21 protein-coding genes and 1 tRNA gene are annotated in these 24,957 nt (G+C 65.9%); 5 read left to right on the top strand and 17 right to left on the bottom strand.

What is annotated here, in order from left to right; genetic code table 11:
- Positions 1–20: 20 nt before the first annotated feature.
- Both GGC47_RS17840 and GGC47_RS17835 read left to right on the top strand, forming a co-directional pair.
- Positions 21–692 carry a response regulator gene (locus tag GGC47_RS17840; RefSeq protein ID WP_429068576.1) on the top strand — a complete coding sequence of 224 codons (672 nt, stop codon included), beginning with the start codon at positions 21–23 and terminating at the stop codon, positions 690–692.
- A gap of 49 nt (positions 693–741) precedes the next feature.
- Positions 742–2,181, top strand: a complete 1,440-nt coding sequence (locus GGC47_RS17835; RefSeq protein ID WP_429068575.1) for a sensor histidine kinase — start codon at positions 742–744, stop codon at positions 2,179–2,181.
- On the opposite strand, the gene GGC47_RS17830 is transcribed toward GGC47_RS17835, so the two are convergent.
- From GGC47_RS17830 to GGC47_RS17820, 3 genes are all read right to left on the bottom strand, one after another.
- Positions 2,175–3,050 (bottom strand): ABC transporter permease, encoded by an 876-nt coding sequence (locus tag GGC47_RS17830; protein WP_112764295.1) that lies wholly within the window; start codon positions 3,048–3,050, stop codon positions 2,175–2,177. The two genes, GGC47_RS17835 and GGC47_RS17830, sit on opposite strands and share 7 nt — an antisense overlap.
- A gap of 11 nt (positions 3,051–3,061) precedes the next feature.
- On the bottom strand, positions 3,062–3,886 hold the full coding sequence (locus GGC47_RS17825) for an ABC transporter ATP-binding protein (RefSeq protein ID WP_113252058.1): 825 nt from the start codon (positions 3,884–3,886) through the stop codon (positions 3,062–3,064).
- A gap of 101 nt (positions 3,887–3,987) precedes the next feature.
- Positions 3,988–4,986 carry an ABC transporter substrate-binding protein gene (locus GGC47_RS17820; protein WP_038363311.1) on the bottom strand — a complete coding sequence of 333 codons (999 nt, stop codon included), beginning with the start codon at positions 4,984–4,986 and terminating at the stop codon, positions 3,988–3,990.
- Between the two features lie 615 nt (positions 4,987–5,601).
- Between GGC47_RS17820 and GGC47_RS17815 the strand changes: the two genes are divergently transcribed.
- The gene (locus tag GGC47_RS17815) at positions 5,602–5,859 is read left to right on the top strand and encodes a hypothetical protein (protein ID WP_142023151.1); all 258 of its coding nucleotides are present in this window, start codon (positions 5,602–5,604) and stop codon (positions 5,857–5,859) included.
- A gap of 136 nt (positions 5,860–5,995) precedes the next feature.
- On the opposite strand, the gene GGC47_RS17810 is transcribed toward GGC47_RS17815, so the two are convergent.
- The 5 genes from GGC47_RS17810 to GGC47_RS17790 all read right to left on the bottom strand — a co-directional run bounded on the left by GGC47_RS17810 (position 5,996) and on the right by GGC47_RS17790 (position 10,904).
- A tRNA-Arg gene (locus tag GGC47_RS17810) sits at positions 5,996–6,072 on the bottom strand.
- A 563-nt stretch (positions 6,073–6,635) separates the two neighbouring features.
- Positions 6,636–7,553, bottom strand: coding sequence for a serine hydrolase (locus GGC47_RS17805; protein WP_142023150.1), 918 nt, complete (start codon positions 7,551–7,553; stop codon positions 6,636–6,638).
- A gap of 34 nt (positions 7,554–7,587) precedes the next feature.
- Positions 7,588–8,400 (bottom strand): ABC transporter permease, encoded by an 813-nt coding sequence (locus tag GGC47_RS17800; protein ID WP_370955047.1) that lies wholly within the window; start codon positions 8,398–8,400, stop codon positions 7,588–7,590.
- 4 nt (positions 8,401–8,404) lie between these two features.
- Positions 8,405–9,340: an ABC transporter permease gene (locus tag GGC47_RS17795; RefSeq protein ID WP_370955048.1), complete on the bottom strand. Its 936-nt coding sequence runs from the start codon at positions 9,338–9,340 to the stop codon at positions 8,405–8,407.
- Between the two features lie 37 nt (positions 9,341–9,377).
- The gene (locus GGC47_RS17790) at positions 9,378–10,904 is read right to left on the bottom strand and encodes an ABC transporter substrate-binding protein (protein ID WP_113252083.1); all 1,527 of its coding nucleotides are present in this window, start codon (positions 10,902–10,904) and stop codon (positions 9,378–9,380) included.
- 113 nt (positions 10,905–11,017) lie between these two features.
- Between GGC47_RS17790 and GGC47_RS17785 the strand changes: the two genes are divergently transcribed.
- Together GGC47_RS17785 and GGC47_RS17780 are read left to right on the top strand one after the other, a co-directional pair.
- Positions 11,018–11,896, top strand: a complete 879-nt coding sequence (locus tag GGC47_RS17785; RefSeq protein ID WP_038363277.1) for a LysR family transcriptional regulator — start codon at positions 11,018–11,020, stop codon at positions 11,894–11,896.
- The gene (locus tag GGC47_RS17780) at positions 11,893–12,768 is read left to right on the top strand and encodes a LysR family transcriptional regulator (RefSeq protein WP_370955049.1); all 876 of its coding nucleotides are present in this window, start codon (positions 11,893–11,895) and stop codon (positions 12,766–12,768) included. The genes GGC47_RS17785 and GGC47_RS17780 overlap by 4 nt, the downstream gene beginning before the upstream one ends.
- Before the next feature lie 304 nt (positions 12,769–13,072).
- On the opposite strand, the gene GGC47_RS17775 is transcribed toward GGC47_RS17780, so the two are convergent.
- The 9 genes from GGC47_RS17775 to GGC47_RS17735 all read right to left on the bottom strand — a co-directional run bounded on the left by GGC47_RS17775 (position 13,073) and on the right by GGC47_RS17735 (position 24,870).
- The gene (locus GGC47_RS17775; RefSeq protein ID WP_429068574.1) at positions 13,073–13,906 is read right to left on the bottom strand and encodes an alpha/beta hydrolase; all 834 of its coding nucleotides are present in this window, start codon (positions 13,904–13,906) and stop codon (positions 13,073–13,075) included.
- Positions 13,907–13,908: 2 nt separating this feature from the next.
- Positions 13,909–15,894, bottom strand: a complete 1,986-nt coding sequence (fhuB, locus tag GGC47_RS17770; RefSeq protein ID WP_429068573.1) for a Fe(3+)-hydroxamate ABC transporter permease FhuB — start codon at positions 15,892–15,894, stop codon at positions 13,909–13,911.
- Between the two features lie 3 nt (positions 15,895–15,897).
- The gene (locus GGC47_RS17765) at positions 15,898–16,770 is read right to left on the bottom strand and encodes an ABC transporter substrate-binding protein (protein ID WP_429068572.1); all 873 of its coding nucleotides are present in this window, start codon (positions 16,768–16,770) and stop codon (positions 15,898–15,900) included.
- A 7-nt stretch (positions 16,771–16,777) separates the two neighbouring features.
- Complete coding sequence (locus tag GGC47_RS17760; protein WP_429068571.1) at positions 16,778–19,186, bottom strand: TonB-dependent siderophore receptor; 2,409 nt, start codon at positions 19,184–19,186, stop codon at positions 16,778–16,780.
- 97 nt (positions 19,187–19,283) lie between these two features.
- Positions 19,284–20,204 (bottom strand): FecR family protein, encoded by a 921-nt coding sequence (locus GGC47_RS17755; RefSeq protein WP_142023145.1) that lies wholly within the window; start codon positions 20,202–20,204, stop codon positions 19,284–19,286.
- 196 nt (positions 20,205–20,400) lie between these two features.
- Positions 20,401–20,901, bottom strand: a complete 501-nt coding sequence (locus GGC47_RS17750; RefSeq protein ID WP_142023144.1) for an RNA polymerase sigma factor — start codon at positions 20,899–20,901, stop codon at positions 20,401–20,403.
- A 91-nt stretch (positions 20,902–20,992) separates the two neighbouring features.
- On the bottom strand, positions 20,993–22,261 hold the full coding sequence (locus GGC47_RS17745; protein ID WP_429068570.1) for an MFS transporter: 1,269 nt from the start codon (positions 22,259–22,261) through the stop codon (positions 20,993–20,995).
- A complete protein-coding gene (locus tag GGC47_RS17740; RefSeq protein WP_429068569.1) occupies positions 22,258–22,629 on the bottom strand; it encodes a hypothetical protein in 372 nt (123 codons plus the stop codon). Before GGC47_RS17740 ends, GGC47_RS17745 begins: the two co-directional genes overlap by 4 nt.
- A gap of 12 nt (positions 22,630–22,641) precedes the next feature.
- Positions 22,642–24,870, bottom strand: coding sequence for a TonB-dependent receptor (locus tag GGC47_RS17735; RefSeq protein WP_142023141.1), 2,229 nt, complete (start codon positions 24,868–24,870; stop codon positions 22,642–22,644).
- Positions 24,871–24,957 lie beyond the last annotated feature (87 nt).

The raw sequence follows: 24,957 nt of genomic DNA, 5'->3' as shown, positions 1-24,957 counted from the left end.
GAAATGGCACTCTGCCCGCCATGCGCATCCTGCTGATCGAGGACAATCGCGAGCTCGCCGACTGGCTCTCCCGCCTGCTGCGCAAGAGCCGGTATGTCGTCGATGCGATCTATGACGGCGCGGATGCGGATGCCGCGCTGGCGACGCAGCTCTATGATCTGATCATCCTCGATATCGGTCTGCCCAACATGACCGGCCTGGAGCTGCTGCGGCGCTTCCGGCAGCGGCGCGGGCTCACTCCTGTGATCATCCTGACCGCCAATGACGCGGTTTCGAGCCGTGTGGCCGGGCTCGACGCCGGAGCCGACGACTATCTGGTCAAGCCTTTCGATCCGCAGGAGCTCGAAGCCCGTATCCGGGCCCAGCTACGCCGCAAGCAGGACAGCCGCGTTCCCCACCCCGCCTTCGGGCCACTGGTCCTGGAAACCGAGAGCCGCCAGTTCAAGCTCGAAAGCACTCCGCTGGATCTGACGGCGCGGGAGTACAGCGTTCTCGAAGCCCTCCTGCTGGCGTCGGGGCGCGTGGTCTCGAAAGCGGCCCTGACCGAAACGGTCTTCGGTCTCAACGACGACGCGACCGACAATGCGATCGAGATCTATGTCCACCGCGTCCGGAAAAAGCTGGGCGATGGCCCGATTGCGATCGGCACCTTGCGCGGGCTCGGCTATGCGTTGAGAAAGACTGCCGGCTAGAGCCGGAAATCCGAAGCGGCGACGCATCTAGACAGTGAGAGCAGGGTTCTTGCGAAAAGCCGGTTCCCCCTTTTTCGCATCCGGCTCGAGGAGCCTGCGCGCCGAGCTGCTGGGCTGGCTGCTGCTGCCTCTGGCCGGTATCGTCGTCTACAACGGCTGGACGGCACAGCGCAGCGCCGAAACCGTGGCCAATCTGATCACCGATCGCATGCTGCTGGCCTCGGCGCGCGTGATCGCCGAGCAGGTTCGCGAAACCGACGGGCGCGTCGAAGCGCTGATCCCGCCTTCGGCGCTGGAAATGTTCGCCTCGCCGGATCGCGACAGGGTGATCTATCGGGTGCTGTCGCCCACGGGGCAGCTGATCGCCGGATTTCCGGATATCGAGATGCCGCCTCAGCCGCCGCGCGATCTCCAGCCCGTCTTCTACAATGCGCGTTTCCGCGTCGACGATATCCGGGGCGTGGCTCTCGCACAGCCGGTGATCTCGGAAACCGCCGGGGGCAACGCGCTCGTCATCGTCGCCGCGACGTTAAACGGGCGCGACCGGCTGGTCCGGGAGCTCTGGCTGAGGTCGCTGCGCGACCAGGCGATCCTCGTCTGCATCGCCGCCCTGCTGGCGCTGCTGGGGCTCCGCAGCGGCCTTGCGCCGCTCCTGCGGGTCCGAAATGCCCTGCAGTCGCGCGATCCCGGCTCCCTGCAACCCTTGCGGCGGGAGGATGTGCAGACCGAGCTGCAGCCGCTGATCGATGCGCTCAACCAGGCCTTTGCGCGCGTGCAACGCTACATCGATCTGCAGCGACGCTTCGTGGCCGATGCCTCGCATCAGTTGCGTACGCCGCTCGCCGTGCTCAAGACGCAGGCCGCGACGGGGCTGCGCGAGGAGACCTCCGCGGGCAAGAGCGACGCGCTGGCCGCGATCGACGGCGGCATCGACGCCATGGGCCGCCTCGTCAATCAGTTGCTGACGCTGGCGCGCGCGGAGCCCGGTGGAGCCGCCTTGCGCAAGGAACGGATCGATCTCGCCCCCATCGCGCGCGCGGCTTTGGAGAGCCTGGCCGGCATCGCTTTCGACCGGAGCGTGGATCTTTCCTTCGAGGACAAGGTCGGCACCCTCCCTCTGGTCGGCCACAGCACGCTGCTGCGGGAGCTCGTGGTCAATCTGGTCGAGAACGCGCTTCGCCACGGGCCCTCCGGGGGCGCCGTGCGCGTGACGCTCGACCGGCAGGGCACGCAGGCCCTGCTGATCGTCGAGGACGAGGGGCCGGGCATTCCCGAGGCGGAGCGGGAACGCGTCTTCGAGCGCTTCCACCGGCTCGCTCCGGCGACGGTCGAAGGAACAGGGCTCGGACTCGCGATCGTTCGCGAGATCGTCGCGGCCCATGGCGGGACGATCTCGCTTTCCGACAGATCCGGCGGACCGGGACTGCGCGTCCTGGTCGAACTGCCCGTGGCGGACCGAGATGGCACACCACGGGAGGAGCCTCACTGAGTGTCGTGAAGGGGCGCCGGGCGCCAGGTCGCCAGCCGGTTCTCGACCAGCGTCATCAGATATTCCGCCGCCAGCGCCACGATCATGATGACCACGATCGCCGCATACATGCCGGCCGCATCGAAGGTGCCCTTGGCGATGTTGATGAGCAGCCCGATGCCGTGGCGGGAGCCGACGAACTCACCCACGATCGCGCCGATGATCGCGAAGCCGAAGCTCACATGCAGCGATGCGAAGATCCAGCTCATGGCCGAGGGGATCACCACTGAACGGGTGAGCTGCCATCCCTTCGCGCCCAGGATCTGGGCATTGGCCATCAGGTTGCGGTCCGCCTCGCGCACGCCCTGGAAAGCGTTGGCGAAGACGACGAAGAACACCATCACGAAGGCCAGCGCCACCTTGGAAGCGAGGCCGAGCCCGAAGATCATGATGAAGATCGGCGCCAGGACGACGCGCGGGACGGAGTTGATCAGCTTGATGTAGATCGAGAAGATGTCGGAGAGCATCCGGTTGCGGCCGAGCGCGATGCCGACGACGATGCCCGTCACCGAGCCCAGCGCGAAGCCCGCCAGCGCCTCCTCCATCGTCACCCAGAGATGGAGCCAGAGCGGGCCCTCCGAGGTGCCGTTGACCACCCAGTCGACCAGCCGTTCCCAGATCGCGCTCGGGCGCGAGAAGAAGAACTCGTCGATGATGCCGAGCCGGGCGCCCGCTTCCCAGCCGCCGAGCAGGACGAAGAGGATCACCCAGCGCCAGAACAGGACCGTCCGGCGGCGGTTGCGGGCGGCCTTGGCGGCGGCCGCCTCGATTTCGGCATCCGACGTGCCGGGCCGGAAGGTCGTGTCGGCTGTGAGGGCTATATCGGTCATGATCGATCTCCTCAGGCAGCCACGGCTTCGTCGCGGGCGGCGCCACGCTCGACCTCGTCGCGCAGATCGTCCCAGATCGTGCGCGAGAGGGCGATGAAGTCCTCCTGGTAGCGGATCTCGGCGACCACGCGCGGGCGCGGCAGCGCCACCGGATAGACCGACTTCACGGTCGCGGGGCCGGCGGTGAGCACATAGACCTTGTCGGCCAGCGCGATGGCTTCCTCGAGATCATGCGTCACGAAGATCACGGAGGCCTTCGCCTCGGACCACAATCCGAGCAGCACGTCGTGCATGATCACCCGCGTCTGCACGTCGAGCGCGGAAAAGGGCTCGTCCATCAGCAGGATCTGCGGCTCGTTGATGAAGGTCTGCGCCAGCGAGACGCGCTTGCGCATGCCTCCGGAAAGCTGATGCGGATATTTGCTCTCATGGCCGCTCAGATGGACCCGCGCCAGCCATTCGCGGGCCTTCGCATAGGCCTCCTCGCGCGGCTTGCCGCGGAAGAGCGGGCCGGCCACGACGTTGTCGATGACGCTGCGCCAGGGAAAGAGCGCGTCCGTCTGGAAGGCGAAGCCGATCCGGGGATCGATGCCGTCGACCGGGCCGCCGAAGAGCCGAACCTCGCCGCTCGACGGCCTGGCGAGGCCGGTGACGAGGTTGAGCGTCGTCGATTTGCCGCAGCCGGTCGGGCCGACCACCGCGACGAACTCGCCGCGGCCGACGCTCATGTTGAAGTCGCGGATGGCCGTCATCGACTTGCCGTCCGGAGTCAGGAAGCGGCGGCTGACATTGATCAGCTCGACCGCCGGGCTTGCGCTCGCCTCGATTGCAGGCATGGAGCCTCCTTCGCCGCGAAAGCGGCGGGATAGGGATAGGCCGAAGGGGAGCGGGCGGAGCAGAGCCACCGCCCGCGGAGAGTCTGGCTGCGAGACCCGCCTTACTTGGCGTTCTTCACGAACTCGGTCGTGTAGGTCTTCGACAGGTCGATCTGCTTGCCCTTGATGTTCTTCGAGAAGCCGGAGAGCACGGCCAGCACCGTCTCCGGGCCACCCTGCGGCATGACGCCGTCGGTGGTGAACATCGCCTTGCCGTCGGCCAGAGCCTTCACATAGGCCTCCTTGTTGCCGACGTAATAGTCCTTCGGCATCTTGTCGGCGATCTCTTCGGCGCTGTGGGTACCGATGTATTTCAGCGTCTTGACGAACGCGTTCGCCAGCTTCTGCACGATGGGCTTGTTCTTCTCGACCCAGGCCGTCGTCATGTAGAGCGAAGCGGCGGGATAGGTGCCGCCCAGAGCCGCCTTGGTCTGCTCGACCGTGCGCATGTCGACGAGGATGCGCGCTTCTCCGGTCGAGAGCAGGCGCGAGATCGTCGGCTCGGTCGTCATGCCCGCCTGGATCTTGTCCTGCTGCATCGCGGCGATGAAGGTGGCGCCGGCGCCGACCGGGACGGAGGTGAAGTCTCCGAGCTGCACGCCCGACTTCATCATCAGATACTGCGTCAGGAAATTGGTCGATGAGCCGAGCCCGGTGACGCCGAGATTCTTGCCCTTCAGATCGGCCATCGATTTGACGTCCGGATATTTCGACGAAACCAGCTCGACCTCGCCTGGCGCCTGACTGAACTGCACCACGGACATCACGAACTTGCCCTTGGACTGCAGGTCGACGCAATGGTCGTAGAAGCCGACCACGCCCTGGACCACGCCAGCCAGCATCTCGTTCTCGGCATCGACGCCGGCCGCCTCGTTGAGGAGCTCGACCTCGAGGCCCTCATCCTTGAAATAACCGAGACTCTCGGCGAGCTTGGCCGGCAGGTAGATCTGCTTCTCATAGCCGCCGACCATGATGGTCACCTTGTCGGCGGCCAGCGCCGCGGTCGACGCGGCAAAAAGCGAAGCGAAAGCAATCGAGCGGATGAGAGTCTGCGCGCGCATAAGGCTACTCCTTGTTCGTTTCCTCGTCCGGAAGCGCTTCTCTTGAGTGGAAGCTCTCCGACCATGCATCGGCTTCCTAGGCCGCCAAGCTTTCACCAACCTTTCGGCCTCGCCCGCCCACGGCACCGGCTTCCTTGCACGCGATGCGGCCGGCAGCTCCGCGGCTTGTGGCGCGAGCCGGTCAATAAAGGGCATCCCAGCCCAAACATAACAGCGTCGGCTATCCTACACCCTGTTAGACAACGCAAAAGTTGTCATTGAGACGCGAACGCCAACGGCACAACCTGGCCGCATCGATTTTTTGAATGTCCTAGCAAACGGCCATGATCGCGGCGTTCTGCGCGCGAGCTGACTAGATCTGTTGCAGTCATGGGGCGCTATGAAACCAGTGTCCGGTTTCGGGCGAGTGCCCAATCTCGGGTTGCGGCGCGACCCACGTGCAGCTGGGAACCGGCAATTTGTCACCGGTCCAGCGGCAAAGCCTGGCGCCGATATGCGCCGGGTTTGCGAAGCTGCATCGCCATCAACTGCCCCGATAGACTAAGCGGGTGCCGCTTGCTCAGGCCTTTCCGTTTCGGAGAAGCCCGTTAATCTCCCTTCCCGGGGAGCTGGCTGATGGACAACGCGCACATTGATAACCTGGAAGGAGCCGGAAACGGCGATAGCCAGACGCAAAGCAATCCAGAGATCGTTCCGGACGTTGCTACGGGCTTTACATACGCATCCTACCAGAACGCGATCCCGGTGATCCGCTCCATTCGGATCGCGAACATGAGCGGCCGGCATTTTGAGGGCTGCCGGCTCGATCTGACCTCGACGCCGTCTTTCCTGCGCCTCGGACGCGCGCACAAACGGCAGGCCATCCGCGACTGATGCTCTGCCGGTAAACAGCTGCTAGAGCCGCGTGTGGAGCTGCCCACGGTGGCTGTCGGGTGGCTATTCAGCAATTCTGACCGCTTTCGCCCGACCGCTCGCACAGAAAAAAGCATTGCAATTTCAAAGAGTTAGTTGGCGCGCCCGACACGATTCGAACGTGTGACCTTTGCCTTCGGAGGGCAACGCTCTATCCAGCTGAGCTACGGGCGCAAACCGTGGAAGGTGGATAGCCGATTGCCGGGCGCTCGGCAACGAGGGATTTTGCAAAGAAGCAAGGTGCCGACAGGCAAAGGTCGCATGATCGAATTGCGCCGGGCATGGCGGGAGTGTGCCGGCGCCGTTTATCTTCGGCCAGCGCTTCCCATATCCACCGGAATGACTGCTTGGTCATGGCCGACATCAAGGAGGCGCGCGCAAAGGTCGCTGCTGCCCTGGTTGCTCTGGAAGCTGTTCGAGCCGTCCAGTTGGGGAACGAAGACCCGCAGTGACGCGTCGCGGAATAGGATGCGGTTGGCTCTCTCCGGCACCGCATGAATTGAAGTCGCCTGCGGCGTGATCGTGCCGCCCAGGCTCACAAGAGGATTCGTAGCGACGATGTATCGCCTTATCCGTTGAAATATGTGGAGTTTTTGGGGGCGCATTATGCGCGATTCCCAGCTTCGGATGGACATGCTCCCTCGGCAAGCTGCCTTCAGCGGGCAGCGTTCTCTAGGGTGCGGGTTTCACCGTCAGTGTCGCGTCGTGTTGAACTCTCGATGAGATTGCAACAAGGATCAAAGGGCTAAGATCTCTTTCGCAGCGGTGGATCCGAGTAGCGGCAGAAATCCGTCATCCTCTGCGATTGCCTCGCCTTGTGAAAAGACCGTCAGGATGAACTCGGCCCCGTTCGGAAGGACGGCTCGAAGCGCATCGTGACGTCGAAAATCGGCGCGCTCGTCACCGAGCCAGCGGGTGCGCCCCGCCTTCGACCAGATCTGCGTTCCTCCGGGCATACCGCCGGCCAGATAGCCCGTGACCTGATAGGCTCCTCGCTGAAGGAAGGGGCTAGCGAGATCGCGGGCGAGTAGATTCTGGACCTTCTCTCGGCTCGCCTCGGTCAGCACCGAGCCGTGGAAGATCGCGTGCATCAGGCGGGCCATGGCGATCGGCGTCAGGGCATTGTGCCCGTCCGGTGAGCGATCGAGGCCGATCTTCTCCCGGCCATAGCGCAGGTCGTCCATCAGCTTCTGATTGAGGTTGATGCCGGCCAGCTCCGGCCAGCCGAGCTGCGCGAAGAAGCGATTGACCACCTGGCGCCGCTCACACCACTCAGCCATCTCCAGCTCAGAGAGCAATGTGTCTCCGGTTGTTCCGGAAAGGAGGTCGATGACGTAGTTGGTCGCCGAGTTCGAGGACCAGAGGATCATGTCGCGCATGGCGCGATCCAGTTCCTCGTGCTCGGTGAGTTGTCCTGCCTCAAGTGCGGCCTGCGCGGCGACGAGGAAGAAGACCTTGACCAGCGAGCAGGGATAGCTGCGCCAATCGGGCCGCAAGGCAACGCCCTTCGGTCGGCCGCCATCTCTCGCCGGCTGTAACAGGACGAAGCCGAACTGCTCGGCCGGGACGCCGCGTTCGCGGAAGAGGGCTTCTGCCTTCGCCGTCAGCAACGCGCCGATGCGCTGCAGGTTTTCATCCGTGTCGAAAAAGCTCATGGCGCACCTGTCGGGGGCGGGTCGGAAGCGGAGGTCAGCCTTTGGGCCGAAGGGCGGTGTCGAGGCCTTCGCCGATCAACGCGAAGGTCACGCCGGTGTAGATGATCGCGAAACCCGGGAAGGTCGCGATCCACCAGGCATCGAACAGGAACTGGCGTCCGTCCGAGATCATCAGTCCCCACTCCGGTGTCGGCGGCTGGATGCCGAGGCCGAGGAAGCTGAGCGAGGTCACGGCAAGGATGGTCAGCACCACGTCGGCCATCGCGTAGACGATCGCAGGGTTGACCGCATTCGGCAGGATATGGGCGGTGACGATCCGCGGTGTCGTGCAGCCGAGGCTGCGCGCCGCCTGCACGAATTCGAGATTGCGCAGCACCAGCACCTCGCCACGCACGATGCGGGCGAAGGAGATCCAGTTCACCAGCAGGAAGGCCAGGTAGAGATTGGCCTCGCCCGGCCCCAGCACGCCGACGATGGCGATGACGAGCACATAGAAGGGGAAGGCCCAGAAGATGTCCGTGACGCGCATGATGAAGGTGTCGACGCGCCCGCCGATGAAGCCGGAGATCGCCCCGATCATCACGCCGAGAAGGGCCGGCGCGACGACGCAGATCAGCGCGACCTTGAGGTCGACATAGCCGCCGGCCAGCACGCGCGAGGCGACATCGCGCCCGAGATCGTCGGTACCGAACCAGTTCGCCAGGGAAGGCGGCTGGAGCGTGTTGCCATAATCGACCTCGAACGGGTCATGCGGCGTCCAGATCTGGCCGAGCGCGACGAAACCGGCGAGCAGGGCCAGCATGACGAGCCCGATGAAAAGGCTCGGATTGGAGCGGAGGCGGCTCATCGTCTCACTCCAGCCGGATGCGCGGATCGGCGAGCGCATAGGCGATATCGGTCGCCAGGTTGATCAGCACGACGAGGACGGCGAAGACGATGGTCAGCCCCTGGATCAGCGGATAGTCGCGGGAGAAGATCGACTCGACGAAGAGCGAGCCGAGCCCCGGCAGGGCGAAGACGGTCTCGATCACCACCGTGCCGCCGATCACCCAGCTCGTATGAGCGCCAAGCACCGATATCGATGAGATCAGCGCATTGGGCAGCACATGGACGCCCATCAGTCGGCCCGTGCCGGCGCCTTTTGCGCGTGCCGTCGTGACGTAGTCGGAGCCGAGCACGGCGAGGATGGCGCTGCGCAGACTGCGGATCGTCAGCGAGGCGGTCGCCAGCGCGATGACGAGTGCCGGCAGCGTCGTATGGTGCAGACGCGAGAGCAGGTCATCGCCATAGCCCGAGGTCGGGAACAGCGGCAGCCAGATCGCAAAGAGGATGACGAAGATCAGCCCGAGCCAGAAGGACGGCATCGCGATGACGATGGTGAAGGCGAGCTTGATCGCGAGATCGACCGGGCCGCCGCGCCGCATCGCCGACCAGAGTGCGAGCGGCACCGTCATCGCCACGGCGAGCACTGTCGAATAGGCGACGAGCCACAAAGTCGCCGGCAGCCGCTCCAGCACGAGTTGCATCACCGGTCGGGCATGCACGACCGAGCGGCCGAGGCTGCCCGAGCCGATATCGGCGAGGAACAGCAGATATTGCCGCCAGAGCGGCAGATCGAGGCCGAGCCGCTGCTTCATCAGCGCGATCTCCTCGGGACCACCGCGCGCGCCGAGGAGCAGCGTCGCGGGGTCTCCGGGGAGGGCGCGCAGCAGCAGGAAACAGGCCAGAGTGATGCCGAAGAGGACCGGCACCAGCTGGGCGAGACGCTTGACGATGTAGATCAGCATGGCGGTGCACGAGGAAGGGCGCGGCAGCGCCCTTCCGTCACTTCAGCTTGACGTCCTCGAGGCGGAAGTTCGAGGTCGGCAGCACCTCGAAGCCCTCGACATTGCTGCGATAGGCATAGGAGGTGCCAGGATAGAACAGGAAGACCGAGGGTGCGCCGTCATGGGCGAGCTTGATGATCTCCTGGAACATCTTGCCCCGCTCCGGCCCGTCGGCCGTCACGCGCTCCTTCTCGTAGAGCTCGTTGACGCGCTCGTTCTTCCATTCGGTGTGATAGGCGTTGGCGCGCTCGGGATTGACGAGGAGGAAGCCGACGAGCTGGTCCGGATCGATCGTGTCACTCGTTGCATAGGCGACGGCCATCTCGTAGTCGCCGGATTTCGTCGTGGTCCAGTGCGTGCCGCCTTCGACGAGGCGGATATCGGCGGTGACGCCGATCTGCTTCAGCGCCGCCTGCAGGGCCTGGCCGAGCTGGCGATGCAGCGGGCGGCCGGAATCGACGAGGAGCGAGGTCTTGAAACCATCCTTGTAGCCGGCTTCCGCCAGCAAGGCCTTAGCTTTGGCGATGTCATGCGCGTAGGGCTTCAGGTCCGGATCGGCATAGGCCATCGGCGGCATCGGTGAGTTCGAGACCTTGCCCGTGCCGTAGAGCAGCGCCTTGAGCAACCCCTCTTTGTCGACGGCATAGTTCAAGGCCTGCCGGACGCGCAGGTCGTCGAAGGGCTTCTTCTTCGTATTCATCAGCACGAAATCCGTGCGGAAGACGTTGGCGACGGCCGTCTTGATCTTGCCGTCGCGTCCCAGTGCCTGGAGCTGGTTCAGCGGAATGTCGATCGCGGCATCGACCTCTCCAGCCTGCAGCTTGAGCACGCGGCTGTTGCCCTCAGGGATGACCATCAGCTCGGCGCCGTCGAGATCGGGCTTGCCGGCCTGCCAGTAGTTCGCGTTCTTCTTGAGAGACAGGCCCTGTCCCTTGTTCCAGGCCGCGACGGTGAAGGGGCCGCTGCCGATCGGTTTGTCGAAAAACTTGTCGCCCGCGGCCTCGAAGGCCTTCTGCGGCAGGATCGCCGAGGAGAACAGGGCAAGGTTGTTGAGGAGCGGCGTGAACACCTTCTTGAGCTTGAGCACGACGGTGCGATCGTCCGGCGTGTCGATGGTCTCTATGCCGGAGAAGAAGCGCTTCCAGCTCGAGGCATCGCTGCCGGCGCGCTTCAGCGAGAAGGCGACATCGGCGGCCGTCACTGGAGTTCCATCGGAGAACTTCGCCTCGCGCAGCTTGAAGCTGTAGGTCATGCCGTCATCGCTGACCTTCCAGCTCTCGGCGAGGCCGGGCTCGAGCTTCGTGGCATCCTTACTGGGCCGCAGCAACGTGTCGAAGATCAGGAGCTGCGCGTAGATCGAAGCGTTGTCGCTCGTCGCGATCGGGTCGAGCGAGACGAGATCCTGAGTCTGCGCCAATCTGAGAATGCCCTTGGCGAAAGCTGCGGACGGCGCGGTCACGAGCGCCGGGGCGCCGATGGCAAGCGCCAGCGCGCCGGCCGAAATCATCGAGCGAAGCTTGGTCATACCGATCCCCTGATTCATTGGCCGCGCCACGGCGACGACTTGCATCCTTCCATGAGGGGATCTAGTCCTTCCAATGAAACATTCGGCAAGTTCATCGACCATTTGGAATAGTCATGAAGCTGGGCTCGTTGCGTGCGATCGATGCCTTCATCCGGCTCGGCGGAACGGGCGAGGCGGCGCAAGGCCTCGGCATCAGCCAATCGGCGGTGATCAAGACATTGCGCCAAGCCGAGGAAGAGCTCGATCTCAGCCTGGCCACGACCATCCAGGGCCGGCTGGTGCCGACTCCTGAGGCTCAATCGCTCGTCCGGCAGGCTCAGCCACTCTTCGGCGCGCTGAGGCGCGCCCATCATGAAGCGGACATGATCCGGGTTGGCATGGTCAATCGGCTGAGGGTGGCGACCGTTCCCGGCCTCGCCCACAGCATCCTGCCGCCGGCCATTACCCATACGCGGCGAGCGCTCGATGAATCCGCAGCGGTGGAGATCATGTTCGACCATGTGCGAGAGCATCTCGCCACGGGCGAGGCCGATCTGGGGATTTCCTACGGTCCCATGAGGGCGGACGACATCGAGGACGTGGCGCTGGGGCAAAGCCCTCTAGTCTGCGTGCTCTCGCGCGATCATCACCTAGCCCGGCGAACGGAACTCAGCAGGGGCGACATCGAGGGCGAGCGCCTGATCAGCTATGGACCGGACGGCGTCAGCGCGTCCGACAGTTTTCAGGAGGCCCTGACGAGCGCGGGCCTGTCCGAGCGGGTCGCCATCACCGTTCGCCACACCGATACCGCCTGCCATCTCGCTCGCGAGCGCGTCGGCATCGCCCTGGTCGACGGGTTCGTCATCAGCAGCAATCTGGTTGAAGGCCTCGCCGCGCTGCCGCTGGAGCAAAGTCCTCTGGTGACGGCCTATGCCCATCATCGCCGGCATTCGCCTCTTGATCGCGCAGCCCGATTGCTCCTAGCGCAACTGCAGGAGCGATCCGGGTCATGAAGGCATTCACGCCCGCCCATGCCGCGGTCCTTCGTGCCGTTCATCGCTTCGGCACAACCGTCGAAGCGGCCCATCGGCTCCACCTCACGCAGTCGGCCATCAGCAAGATCATCGCGCGCAGCGAAGCCAGCCTTGGCGTCGCCGTCTTCGAGCGCCGGGAGGGGCGTCTGCTGCTGCGTCCCGAGGCCAGCGCCCTGATGACTGCGCTCGACTCGGTCGATCACGAATGGCGTGAATTGCGCGCCGCCGCGACGCGGTTGCGGGCTGGCCGGGAAACGCCGCTGCGCATCGCCTCGACGCCGAGCATCGGCCACGGACTCATCGCCCGCGCCTTGCGCCGCCTGACGGACGAATATCCGCAGGCGCGCGTCGAGCTGATCATGGGCGATGCGCCGACGGAACTCTCCCTGGGGACGGCCGATATCGGCCTGATGTTCTCCCCGCGCGTCACCGACGACATCACGCTGACGCCCCTGGCCGGCGGCGAGATCATCGCGCTGGTGCGAGAGGACGATGCTCTGGCGAAGCGGCGCGTCGTCAGCCTGCATGATCTCAAACCCCGGCGCATGATCTGCTTCGATCGCGAGAAGTCGCCGCTCGGCTGGCTGATTGCGCAGTGCTACGAGAAAGAGGGGCTCGAATACGCCCCGTTCATGACCGTTCCCTACAGCATTTCAGCCGCTCATCTTCTGGCGGAGCCCGGGGATGTGACGCTGATCGACAGCCTGCTGACGCAAGCGCAGCGTTTCGATGGGTTGGCTCAGCTCTCCTTGGAACCGCAGATCCCCACCACGATCTGTCTCATGACCATGCGCAGCCGACCGCTGTCGCGATTGGCAGCCCGCTTTGTCGAGATCGTCCGCAAGCAGTGATCGTGACCGCAGCGCATTGCCCGAGCCAAACGTCAACGAACAGAACTTCTGAGGCGATAACTCGATGCACTGTGGCTTGGTCGTGCCGTCCTCTCGGAAACTGGCCCGGATCGGCTGCAGTATCAGCTTAAGATATTGATATATTGATGTAATTTTTGGAGTGCCGAGCCGCGATTCCCAGCTTCGGAGGGCAACGCTCTATCCAGCTGAGCTACGGGCGCAAACCGTGAAGGCTGGATAGCCGATCCCCGCTGCTTCGGCAATGCGGGATTTTGGATGAGGCGCAGTTCTCCGAAGGCAAAGGTCACGGCCCGAAGGCGAAACGGATCGCGCGATTGATCGCGACCGGCAGGACGGACATATGCGTCTCGCCCTCGAAGACCGCGAATTCCACCGGCTTTCCGTAACCGCGCAGGCGCTCCGCCATCTCCCGGGTCTCGTCCACCGTCCGCGCCTCCTCCAGACGCCCGCGCCGCTCGCTCTCGTCAGGGGCTCCGATCTGGAAGGGCGCAAGGGCCTGCTCGTATTCGCCGACGCCGAGGAAGACACGAACGGCTGCCTCCGGTGATACGGCGAAGCGCAGCACATTGTGCTGTTCCCACCAGATCGCCGGGCTGATGGCGATCCAGTCGCGAAAGGCGGCGGGACGCGTGAACAGCGCGTAGAGGACGAAGAGCCCCCCGAAAGAATGGCCGAAAATGGCCTGATGCGCCGCATCGATGCGCGTCCGCACCGCGACCAACGGCTTCAGCTCCTCCTCGATGAAGGTCAGGAACGCCTCGGCGCCGCCCGTGCGCACATCGGGCCCCCCCGCCGCGTGTGGCGGATAGATCTGGCCGGGTGGCGGGCCATAGTCCCAGGAGCGGCGCACGCTATCATAGGCGCCTTCGGTGGGATAGCCGATGCCGACGACGACGGCATCCCGGATGCCCGTGCCGAGCGGATAGGCCGCCTGGACGCGCAGGGCCTCCACCGCCGTGGCGATGACCGCATTGGCGTCGAGGAGATAGAGGACGGGCCAGCCCGAGGCCGGCGGCGTTCCCGGCGGAATACGCAGGAAAATCCGGTAAGGCGCGCCCCCAGCCTGCGGCGTGAGATCGAACCGGACGGTCTCGGGAACCGGCAAAATCGCATCCATGGTCATTTCCTTGCGAGCAGGGCGATGAGGACCGGGCCACCGATCAGCGTCGCGATCAGCCCGGCCGGCATTTGCCAGGGAAAGGCGGCGACTCGGCCGAGCCAGTCCGCCGCCACCATCACGAGAGCCCCGGCGAGAGCCGAGGCTGCGAGCTGCGATGCGGCACGCTGGAGACCGAGCAGCCTGGCGAGATGCGGTGTCATCAGGCCGACGAAGGTCAAAGGACCGATGACGAGCGTCCCCGCGGCCGTCAGCGCCGCGCTCAACAGCAGCAGGAAAAGCCTGACCAGAGGCAGCGTCAGACCCAACGATCGGCCGGCCGCATCGCCGAGACCGACGAGTTCGAGCCAGCGCAGCAGCAACGGCACCGATGCGAGGAGGAGGATGGCCGTCGCGGCGGCCCAGACCATCTGCGTCTCATCGACGGCATAGGTCGAGCCGGTCATCCAGCTCATCAGCAGCATGGCGCGGGGATCGCCTCCCGCCAGCAGGGCGCCGACGACCGCATCGAGCATGGCGCCGAGCGCGATACCGGCGAGCAGGGTGCGCTCCGGCGAGAAGCCCGCTTTGCGACCGAGCACGAGGATGAGCCCGAGGATCGCGGCCGCACCGGCCGTCGCCGCGAATAATTGCTGGTGGCGACCGACCGCGGGCAGGACGAACAGCGCCACGATCAGGCCGAAGGCGGCTCCGGAACTAATTCCGAGGATCTCGGGGCTCGCCATCGGATTGCGCAGAAGGCGCTGGAGGATCGCTCCGGCCACACCGAGCATGGCGCCCGCGGCAAGGGCCGCGACGACCCGGGGAAGGCGCCACGGCAGCAGCGCCGCCAACCCATCTCCCCACGCGAAGGACCAGCCGCCCGACGGCGTGCGTCCAAATGTCAAAGCGAGGGCCAGGACAGCGGTCAGGGCCAGGCCGAGCCCGGCCAGCACGAGGGCAGCGCTGCGGGCTCGCGGCTCGCTTCGCGGGGCGTTGCTGGCCTGCGGGAACGTCGTGCGTAGCCGCGGCAGCATCCAGAGCAGCACCGGCGCTCCGAACAGGGCCGTGATCGCACCGGTCGGCAAGGTGGTGCCGGCACCGAGCTGGAGAACCGCCTGGTCGGTCAGCCAGAGCAGGGCAGCGCCGATGATCGGCGCCCAGAGCATCTGCTGGTCGATCCGCCGCGCGCCGCCGAGCCGCGCGAGCGCCGGCGCGATCAGGCCGATGAAGCCGATGACCCCGACGAGACTGACCACGACGGTGCTGAGAGCAACCGCGACGGCAAGCGCGCCGAGCCGCGCGAACAGCAGCGACAGGCCGAGGCCGCGCACGCCGTCATCGTTCAGCGCCAGCAGGGCAAGAGGCCGGAGCAGCAACACCGCCAGCCCGGCCAGGACGACGAGGCGCAAGGCCAGCGCCAGCGCGACATCCCAGCCCTGCTGTGCCAGCGAGCCGTTGCCCCACAGGAAGAGCCCCTGCAGATCATGCTCCTTGAACAGCAGCAGCAATGCCGACAGCGCGCCACAATAGAGGCCGAGCACCAGCCCGCCCAGCACCAGCGCCAGTGGCGAGAGCCCGCGGCGCCAGGCCAGCGCGATCGTCGCCGCTATCGCCAGCGCGCCCCCGGCGAAGGCGATGCCGTCTCGCCCGACGGAGGAGAGCAGCGGCGCGCCCATCACCGTCGCGAGGCCGAGCGCCAGCTTGGCGCCGGCGGCGACGCCCAGCGTCATCGGGCTCGCCAACGGGTTGCGCAGCACCTGCTGGAAGATGGTGCCGGCGAGCCCCAGCGCCGCGCCGCAGAGCAGGCTGACCGCCATGCGCGGCAGCAGCGATTGCTGCAGGACCAGGATGGCGATATCGCCACCGGCATCGGCCTTGAACAGCGCGAACCATTGTGGCGGCGGCAGGCGGACCGCCAGCGTCCAAAGCGACAGGGCGAAGGCGGCAGTGAGCAGCGGCAGCGCCAGCCGCCAGGGGCGCATCGGCGAGGAATCGGCGGAGATCATCGTTCAGCCGCGCTCCGCGAGGAGATCGCCGACGAGCCGCGCGAAGCGCAGGGCCGAGGGCACGCAGCCGAACATCAGCACCGGCGGCAAGCCATGGACGCGGCCGCTGCGAACGAAGGACAGCGACCGCCAGATCGGATTGCGCGCCAGGGAAGGCAGGACCGCGGGAGGAACGGGATCGAAATAGACCAGCAGAGCGTCCTTCCCTGTCTGGAGCGCCTCGATCCCGACCGTGGCGAAACCCCAGTCATTCGTCGGCCCCCGCCAGGCATTGGCGAGGCCGATGCGGTGGAGCGTGTCGTCGAACAGGCTCTTGGCGCCATAGACGCGCACATGGCGCTCATCCATGAAGTTGACGAGATAGACCGGCGGCAGCGCGCGGTCCGCGAGCCTGTCGCGGATCTGCTCGAAGCAGCCATCCGCTTCCGCAAGGAAGCGCGCCGCGGCGGCGGGGTCCCCGATCATCTCGCCGAGCCGGCGCGCCGCCGCCCCGGCCAGCGCAAGGGGGCGTCCTTCCGGCGCGTAGATCGGCAGCGAGATGACCGGCGCGATCCGCTCCAGCCGGTGATGGATTCCGGCGAGGTAGGGCGTGCTCAGGATGGCATCGGGCCGCAGCGCCTGCAGCACTTCGAGATTGGGCTCGCGGCTGGCACCCAGATTGACGGTATCGGCCGGCAAGGCCGGCTCGACGACCCACCGGTTCCAATCCTGGGTCGCGACCAGCGCGACCGGCGGACAGCCGAGGCGGATCAGCGTCTCGGCGAGCCCATAGTCCAGCGACGCCAGCCGGCGATCGGGCGGTGCTGCGCGAGCGGCCGGCGAGAATGCCGCCGACGCGCCGGCCAGCAGCAGCGAGCGCCGGTCGAGCGACACCACCCTGCCCTCACCAGCGATAGGTCAAGGTGCCGATGACCGTGCGCCCCTGGCTCAGATAGCAATAGCCGGCATTGCAAACGCTGACCTGCTTGTCGGTGATGTTGTTGGCGGCGACGGAGGCGCTCAGCCCCGCGAGCTGCCGGTTCGCCTTGCCGAAATCGTAACGGAGCACCGCGTCGAACAGGGTGTAGGCATCGTTCTTCGCCGTATTGTCGTTGGCGGTCCAGGTCTCGCCGACATAGCGGACGCCGACACCGGCGCCCAGGCCGGCGAACGGCCCGGCCTGCAGATTATAGTTCAGCCAGAGCGAGGCCGTATGCCGGGGCGTCACGGCCGGCGTGCGGCCATATTCGCTGGCCACCGTCGTCCTGGTGATCTCCGCATCCGAGAATGTGTAGGAGGCCGCGAGATCGAGCCCTTCGAACAGGCGCGCCTTTCCTTCCAGCTCGACGCCGCGCACCGTCACCTCGCCGACCGAAACGTAATAGGGCAGCCCGGCGACATAGCCGCCGAGCTTCGGCGCATTCTTTTCCTTGAGCTGGTAGGCCGAGGCGGTGAGCGAGATCGCGCCATTGGCGGGCTGGTACTTCAGCCCCGCCTCGATCTGCTCGCCCTCGGACGGCTCGAGCACCGCGCCGTTGGCGCCCTGGCTCGTGACCGGCTGGAACGAGGTCGCATAGCTGACATAGGGCGCAAGGCCGTTGTCGAAGAGATAGAGCAGGCCGGCACTGTAGGTGAAGGCGTCGTTCCGGTTGGCCGCCGTCACCGTGTTCGCGATCTGATTGCTCTCGTTGCGGTCGGTCCAGTCCTTGCGGGCGCTGAGGGCGATCCGCCAGTTGCCGAGGCTGATCTGGTCCTGGACGTAGAGGCCGAGCTGTTCGAGCTGCGAGCGCGTCCGGATCGTGTAGGCCGGCGTCGGCCCCGAGAAGCCGTAGACCGGGTTCGCAATATCGAACCGGTAGGCCGGAAGGACAGGGCCGAAGCCCAGGCCGAAATGCCAGAGATTATAGTCGTAGTTCAGGCCGAGCAGCAGCTTGTGGGCCGCCGGACCCGTGCGGAAATTCGCTTCGAGATTGTTGTCGATCTGGAAGCTCGTCAGCCTATCGCCCACCGAAACCGCGCCGCGGTCGTAGATCGTCGTCGTGGCATTGGCGAAGCTGCCGCTCAGATAGCGCGACTCGGCCTCGATCTGGCTGTAGCGGGCCTTCTGGCGGAAGGTCAGGATGTCGTTGAACTTGTGTTCGAACTCATAGCCGATCTGGCCCTGCTTCTGCTTGAGATGGTCGTAATGCGGATCGCTGCCGCGCAGCTTCAGCACCTGGCCGTTCCGATTGATCCCCGCGGCGCTCGCATCGGTCTCGTCCTGTTGGTAGAGCGCTGAGAGGGTCAGCGAGGTCGCCCCATTCGGCCGCCAGGTGAAGGACGGCGCGATCATGAAGCGCTGGTCGGCGATGTCGAAATTGGTGTCGCCGAGGCGCCCGAGCCCGACGACGCGGTAAAGCATGGTCTTCTCGGGATCGACGGGCCCACCGAAATCGAAGGCCGTCTGGGCACGGCCGAAGGTGCCGATCTGCGCCTGGACTTCGCGGAAGGTGTAGTCCGTCGGCAGCTTCGAGCGCCGGTCGACGAGGCCGCCGGGCACGCTCTGGCCGTAGAGCACCGCTGCCGGGCCCTTGATCACCTCGATGCGTTCGAGCTGGTAGGGCTCGGTGCGGAAGGTGGTGAAGCCGGCCGGGAACTGCTTCAGCCCGTCACGGAAGTCGCCCAGCGTGGTCATCGGGAAGCCGCGGACATAGATCTGGTCGAAACGAGGGTCGAAGCCATAGGCGCCCGTCGTCACGCCGGCGGTGTAACGCAGCGCTTCCGGCACCGTGGTCGCGCCGCGATCGTCCATTTCCTGCCGGGTCACGACGCTGATCGAACGTGGCGTCTCGATCAGAGGCGTCGATGTTTTCGTCCCCGCCGTGCTGCTGCGCGCGACATAGCCGGTCGTCTCGCCCTGCCCCTGGACCTCGACCGTATCGAGCGCGATCGTCCCCTCCGGCACGGCCGGGGTTGCTCCGCCCGAGGCCCAGGCGATCGTCACGCTGGCGGGCCCCGAGAAGCGATAGCTCAGCCCCGTCCCCGCCAGCAGCCGCGACAGGCCCTGCTGGATGCTGTGGCGACCGGAGAGGCCGGGGCTGGAACGCCCGCGCGCAACATCTCCGCTATAGACGAGCTGGATCTGCGCTGCGTCGGCGAAGCGGTTCAGCGCGGCCGCCAGCGAGCCCGGCGGGATCGCGAAGGTGCGGATCTGCGCGCTCTCGGACGGCCGGGCCTGCGCGAATGACGGCGACGATGCGGCAGCCGCCAGCACGGCCGCGACGCTCGCGCTCCACATCAGCGCGGCGATCCGCCCCTTCTTCGACCCAGCCATTCCGCTCTCCGCTTCGACATCCGGCGGGCCCTTCGAGGCCCCTCTGCCGCTATGACGAAGGCGTTCGCGAAATGAGGAGGTCGATCGCCGAATTTTTTCAGCGATGGAGCAGAACGAGATAATCCGTCAGGCGCGTCGAGCGCAGGCCGAGCGATGTCTGCACCAGATCGAGGGCATGGAGCGGGTCCCTCGTCTCGAAAACCCCGTTGACGCGCTGGCGGCGGATCCCCGGGTCGACGATGCGGATGTAACCGCGATGGTAGCGGTTGAGTTCGTCGATGACCTCGCCCAGCGGCTTGTCGATGAAGATCAGCTTGCCCCGGCGCCAGGCCGTCCGCGCATCGGCATCGACGGTCTCGATCGCATCGAGCTTCGTGGACGAGAACCGCACGCTCTGCCCGGATGCGAGGGTGGCGGCTTGTCCCGCCTCCACGCCCGGCTCGACCGCGACGCGGCTCTCCAGCACGGTGACCACGGTCTCATTCGCGTCCTGCCGCACCGAAAATACGGTGCCGAGTGCGGTCGCGCTGCCCGAAGCCGTCTCGACCACGAAGGGGCGTCCCGGATCCTTCGCGACCGTGAACAGCGCCTCGCCACCGACGACCCGGATGCGGCGCTCGCGCCCGTCATAGCGGATCTGGATCGCCGTATCGGTGTTGAGATCCACCCGCGAGCCATCGGCCAGGACGATCTCCTCGGTCTCCCCGACGCCGGTGGCGGCATCGGCACCGAGATGGCGCCACCAGGAACTGTTCAGGATGGCGAGTGCGAGCATTGCCGCGAGAGCCGCACCCGGCACCGCATGGCGCAGATAGCGGCGCGCCGGCCGCATGGCGGGGCGCTCGATCCGCGAAAGGGCCGACCAGGTTCCCGCGATCTCCGCATAGGCCGAGCGGTGGCCCGGCTCCGACAGCCAGCGCTGGAATTCCGCCTCTGCTTCCGGCGCCAGCGGACCGGCATCGCGACGAAAATACCAGGCCGCCGCCTCGCTTCTGATTGTCTCGTCGGCGTCCGCCATTCGGCTCGTCCTGCCCCACCCGCTCCCTGCACCCTGTCCATGAGACGTCGGGCTGCGGAAAAACAGGAGCTTAGAGCATTTTCAAGCGCGGCGGTCACGGGCTCGCGCGGATAAAATGCGATAAAACAAGGGGATAGAGAGCTTTCGCGATTTGAGAAAACGCGGAAACGCCCCCAAGGCGGAATGTCGTTTCCGGTCAATCGTGCTCGCGCAGGCGTCGGGCGCAATGCAGGGCGGCGGCGCGCAGATGCTTCTCGACCATGTTGCGCGAGATGCCCATCCGCCGTGCAATCTCATCCTGCGGAAGCTCGTCGAAACGCCGCAGGACGAAGCACTCGCGGCAACGCGGCGGCAATTCCTCGACAGCCCGCGAAAGGATTGCCAGGCGCTCCCGCCAGATCAATACGCTTTCGGCATCGGCGGAACCATCGACCGGCTCGATCTCGCCCAACGGCTCGCAAGCCTGTCGCCCGCGCCGGCGCTGGTGATCGACGACGAGATTGGCGAGAATCCGATAAAGAAAGGCGCGCGGGCTGACGATCGACTGCGTCCGGGCGTTGGCATAGCGCAGGCAGGCTTCCTGCACGAGATCGTCCGCCACATGCTCGCCGCCGAGCTTGCGGCGCGCGAAGCGCAGAAGCTCGCCGTAGCAGGCCTCGATCAGCCGGGACGCGGGCGTGGAAGCGGCCGAACTCATGAATCCCGATTGCACGATCAACAGCACGAGTGATGTGCCGCTGCATAGGGCATCGAAATTAAACCTGCAATATCAATGTTTTATATCGATTCTAGACTACTGACGGCGATGGCGGGCGAGGCTCCCGTCCGAAACGGGCGATCATCCGCACCGTCGCGATGACGGCGATCGCGGAAATCGCGGTAGCGATGGCGAACAGCCAGCCATAGCCCAGCGCGTCCGCCAGTCTGCCCGCCAGCATCGAGCCGGCGAGATAGACCAGGAGCTGCGCGCAGGAGAGGATGGTGAAATCGGTGCCTGGCTGCTCGGAGGTCGCCACCGACATGAACAGCGAATAAAGCGCGACGATCTCCATATAGCGGATCAGCGTCTGGAAACCGGCGGCGCCGAAGAGCGGCCAGGCTCCAACGACGACGCCGAGCGCATGCGCCGTGAACAGCAGGAAGCACAGCGTCCGCATGCCGCCGAGCAAAGCGAGCACGACAGAGAGCCCGTGTCGCTTGACCATCCAGGCTGCCAGAGCCGAGCCGGCGAGCCCCGCCGTCGTCGCCGAAAGCCCGGAGAGATAGCCGATCTGGTCGAGCGGAATGCCGGCATCGACGAGATAGGCCCCCTCCATCGCCTTCACCAGCCCTTCGCTCGCGCGGTAGATCAGCGCGATCCAGAGGATCTGGCGCGCCTCGGGGCGTTTCAGGAAAGCGCGGATCGACGGTCGCCCGACGGCCTGCCCGGCCACGGGATCGTCCTCGCGCATCATCGCCGCGGCGACGAGCGGCAAGAGCGAGACCGCCGCGATGGTCACGAGCATCCCGGTCCAGCCGACATGGTGGTAGAGCACCAGCCCCAGCGTACCGCCGATCACCACGCCGAAGGCGACCGAGCCGCCCTGGATGGCGTTGCCGATCGGCCGATCCGCCTCTGGCAGATATTTTGCCGCATAACCATCCGTCGCGATATCCTGCGTCGAGATCAGCACGGAGGCGACGAAGCCGATCGCGACGATGGCGCCGACCTGCGTGGGCCCCACCGCGATCAGGGCCAGGATGGCGAGGATCGTCAGGCTTTGCGTGATGAAGACCCAGCCGGCCCGATGCGCCCGCGCGAAGGGGCGGATGCGGTCGATCCAGGGCGCCCAGAGGAACTTGATCACCAGCGGCAGCAACAGGATGCTCATGGAGCCGATGGCGGTGCGCGAGACGCCGAGCTCGCGCATGATCGGCGGCAGCGCCGCGACGAAGAGATAGGACGGGATCGCCTGCGCCAGATAAAGCCCGCCGAGCACGGCGAAGAGGCGATAGCGGCCGCCCCTCGGCGCCGCGCCGCTCTCCGCTGCCGCCGTTCCCGATCCCGCCGCGCTCATGTCGCCCTCGCCTGTTCTAGCAGGAAGGCGCGGCCGACCGCCTCGTCGCGCTCGGCGACGATCGGAAAGGGCCAGAGACGGCGGAAGATCTCGGCCGTCTTCTCCTCCGCATCCGGCCTGACGATCGCACAGGCCTGGCAATAGCGCCCGACCCGCTCGCGCGTCGCCTTGAACCAGAGCGCCTGCTCGCGCTCGCCGGCCTGCGAGAGCGCCCGCCCGCCGCCGAAGATCGTCAGCAGCGTATAGGGCTCCTCGCACTGGCCGATCTGGTGGAGCGCGTCGAGATAGGCGCGCTCGTCCCGCGCTTCATAGGGCGGCACGAAGCGCAGCGTCACCACCGCATCGGCGTCGATATCGAGGCTGACCATCGGCGCGCAGCCTCAAAAGGTCTTGCGGAAGCCGAGCGTGACGGTCCGGCCCCAGCTATAATTCGCCAGATTGCGGACCGAGGTCGCGGTCGGGTTCTGGTAGTTCCGGTCGAACAGGTTGTTCACCGCGACATAGGCCTCGCCCTCCCAGATCGGGGCGGTGAGTGCGGCATTCATCGTCGCCGCGCCCTTCAGCTTGTAGCGCGTGCCGCGCAGATCGATGGCGACGTCGCGGTCCGAGAAGGCTTCACCCTCGACCCTGAGCTGCATGCCGTTCACGAAGCGATAGCTGCCATAGAGCATGCCGCGCCAGGGCGAGCCGATGCGGTTGTTCGGCAGGTTGCTGTCGAGCTTGCCGTCGCCATTGGTGTCGTAGCGACCCTCGCGATAGGAGATCACCGTGCCCATCGTGAAGGCATCGGTGACGGTGACGTCGCCGGTCGCCTCGACGCCCCAGATCCGCTCCTTCTGCTGCGACATGGTGTTGGTGACGGAATCGAAGGTGACGCCGTCGTCGGAGGTGCTGATGAAGCCGGTCAGCGAGCCCTTGAAGCGCTCATAGCTGCCGCGAATGCCGAGTTCGTAATTGTTCACGATCTGCGCCTTGGGCGCGATCGCGGCATAGCTGATCGTCTGCCGGCTGGCGGGCAGGCAGTTCGGCGCCTGCAACGGGCAGGCATAGAGCGTCGAGACGCCGGCGCGCCGCGTGAAGGCGCCGACATCGGGCAGCGCGAAGCCCTGCGAGAAACCGCCGAAGATCTCGCTGGTCTCCGAGAGCTTGATCGTCGCGCCGATATTGGCGGTGAGCGCCGAATAGTCGAAATCGCCGCCGGTCACCTTGAGCGCCGGCAGGACGAAGGCCTGGTAGCCCTGAGCATTATTGGCAGCGACGGCGGCATAGGCGGCCGGGCGCGTATAGTCGCTGACCGAGAGCGAAAAATGCTCGTAGCGCAGGCCGCCGCGCAGCACGATACGCTCGCCGACCGGGATCTGGAGCTGGCCGAAGCCCGCCGCGGTCGTCTGCTTCAGCGGAGTGAAGACATCCTGCCCGCTGGTCAGCGTCTGCCAGGTCTTCTCCTGGATGAGGTCCCCGCCCCAGGTGAATTTCGCGCCTGGCAGGAGTCGGTCGAGCGGCGTGTCGATGGTGACGTTCACACCGCCGCGCTGCGAATGGAGCGTCGTCTGGTTGTCCGGGCTCGTCGGCGAGAGCGGGTTGAAGGAATAGTAGACCTGGGTGTTGTACGGATACGAGAAGGTCGAGAAATTGAAGCGCTTCTTGATGTCGTTGTAGTAGCCGAGCACGCTGAGCTTGCCGAGCGCGAAATCAGCGTCGCTATAACGCAGCGAGACGGTCTTCGTATCCTCCAGCACGCTCTGGCCGGTATAGGGCTTGGTCAGGTCCGGCCGCGCGAAGGGCGGGGCGTAGTTCGTCAGATATTTCGGGTCCTGGTCGAAGCCGATCCAGGAGGCGTTGAGTTCGACACGCTTGCCCCCGGCGAAGTCGTAGCCGAGCTTGGCGAGCAGGTTGCCGGCCTTGTAGCGATCGCCACCGCCCTGCCCGAGCAGCCCGTCCGAGGGCAGCTCGCGCCCGGCGCCGTCATAGGTCCGGCCCGCCCCGCGGATCTGGCCTGAGAACAGGTAATCCACCCCTTCCGGCACCTTGCCCGAGACCGTCACCGAGGCTTCCGGCGCCAGCGAGCGGCCGATGTTCTGGGTGAAGGCGCGGATCGCCGTGTTGACCGTCACCCGCGGCTTGCCCTCGGCCGCCTTCCTGGTGATGAAGTTCACCGTGCCTCCGGTCGCCCCCGCGCCATAGAGGCTGGAGGCGCCGGCGACGACCTCGATGCGCTCGACCGTGTTGAGATCGATCAGCGAGAGGATGCGCGAGACGTCGCGCAGCGGCGTGTTCATCGGCACGCCGTCGATCATCACCAGCAGATCGCGGCCGCGATAGTTCTCCGAGGCGCTGGAGACCGTCTGCGTCGACATCGAATAGCCCGGCACCAGCTTGCCGAGCACAGCGGCGGCGTTCGGGCTGAACTGAAGCTGCTCCTCGATCGCCTTGCGCTCGATCACCTGGATCGATTGCGGGGTCTCGGCCGTGCTGCGCTCGGCACGGGCAGCCGTCACCGTGATGGTGTCGAGATCGATCGTGGCCGGCGGCGGCGCCTGCTGCGCGAAGGCGGGCGATGCGACACAGAGCGCCAGGAGGCTGCTGGCAAGGGGAGCGAACTTGAACATCTCGGCACCTGTCGGTGAAGGTTCTCGGATCTGCGCTGCCGGGCAGCGCCATGAATCCGAAGTTGATCTAGTCTTTTGCGTGAACTC

The organism is Allobosea sp. OAE752, assembly GCF_050433265.1.
In the GTDB taxonomy this organism is placed as follows: domain Bacteria; phylum Pseudomonadota; class Alphaproteobacteria; order Rhizobiales; family Beijerinckiaceae; genus Allobosea; species Allobosea spartocytisi.
The sequence above is the reverse complement of the archived record's forward strand: the minus strand, read 5'-3'. Positions and strand labels throughout refer to the sequence as shown.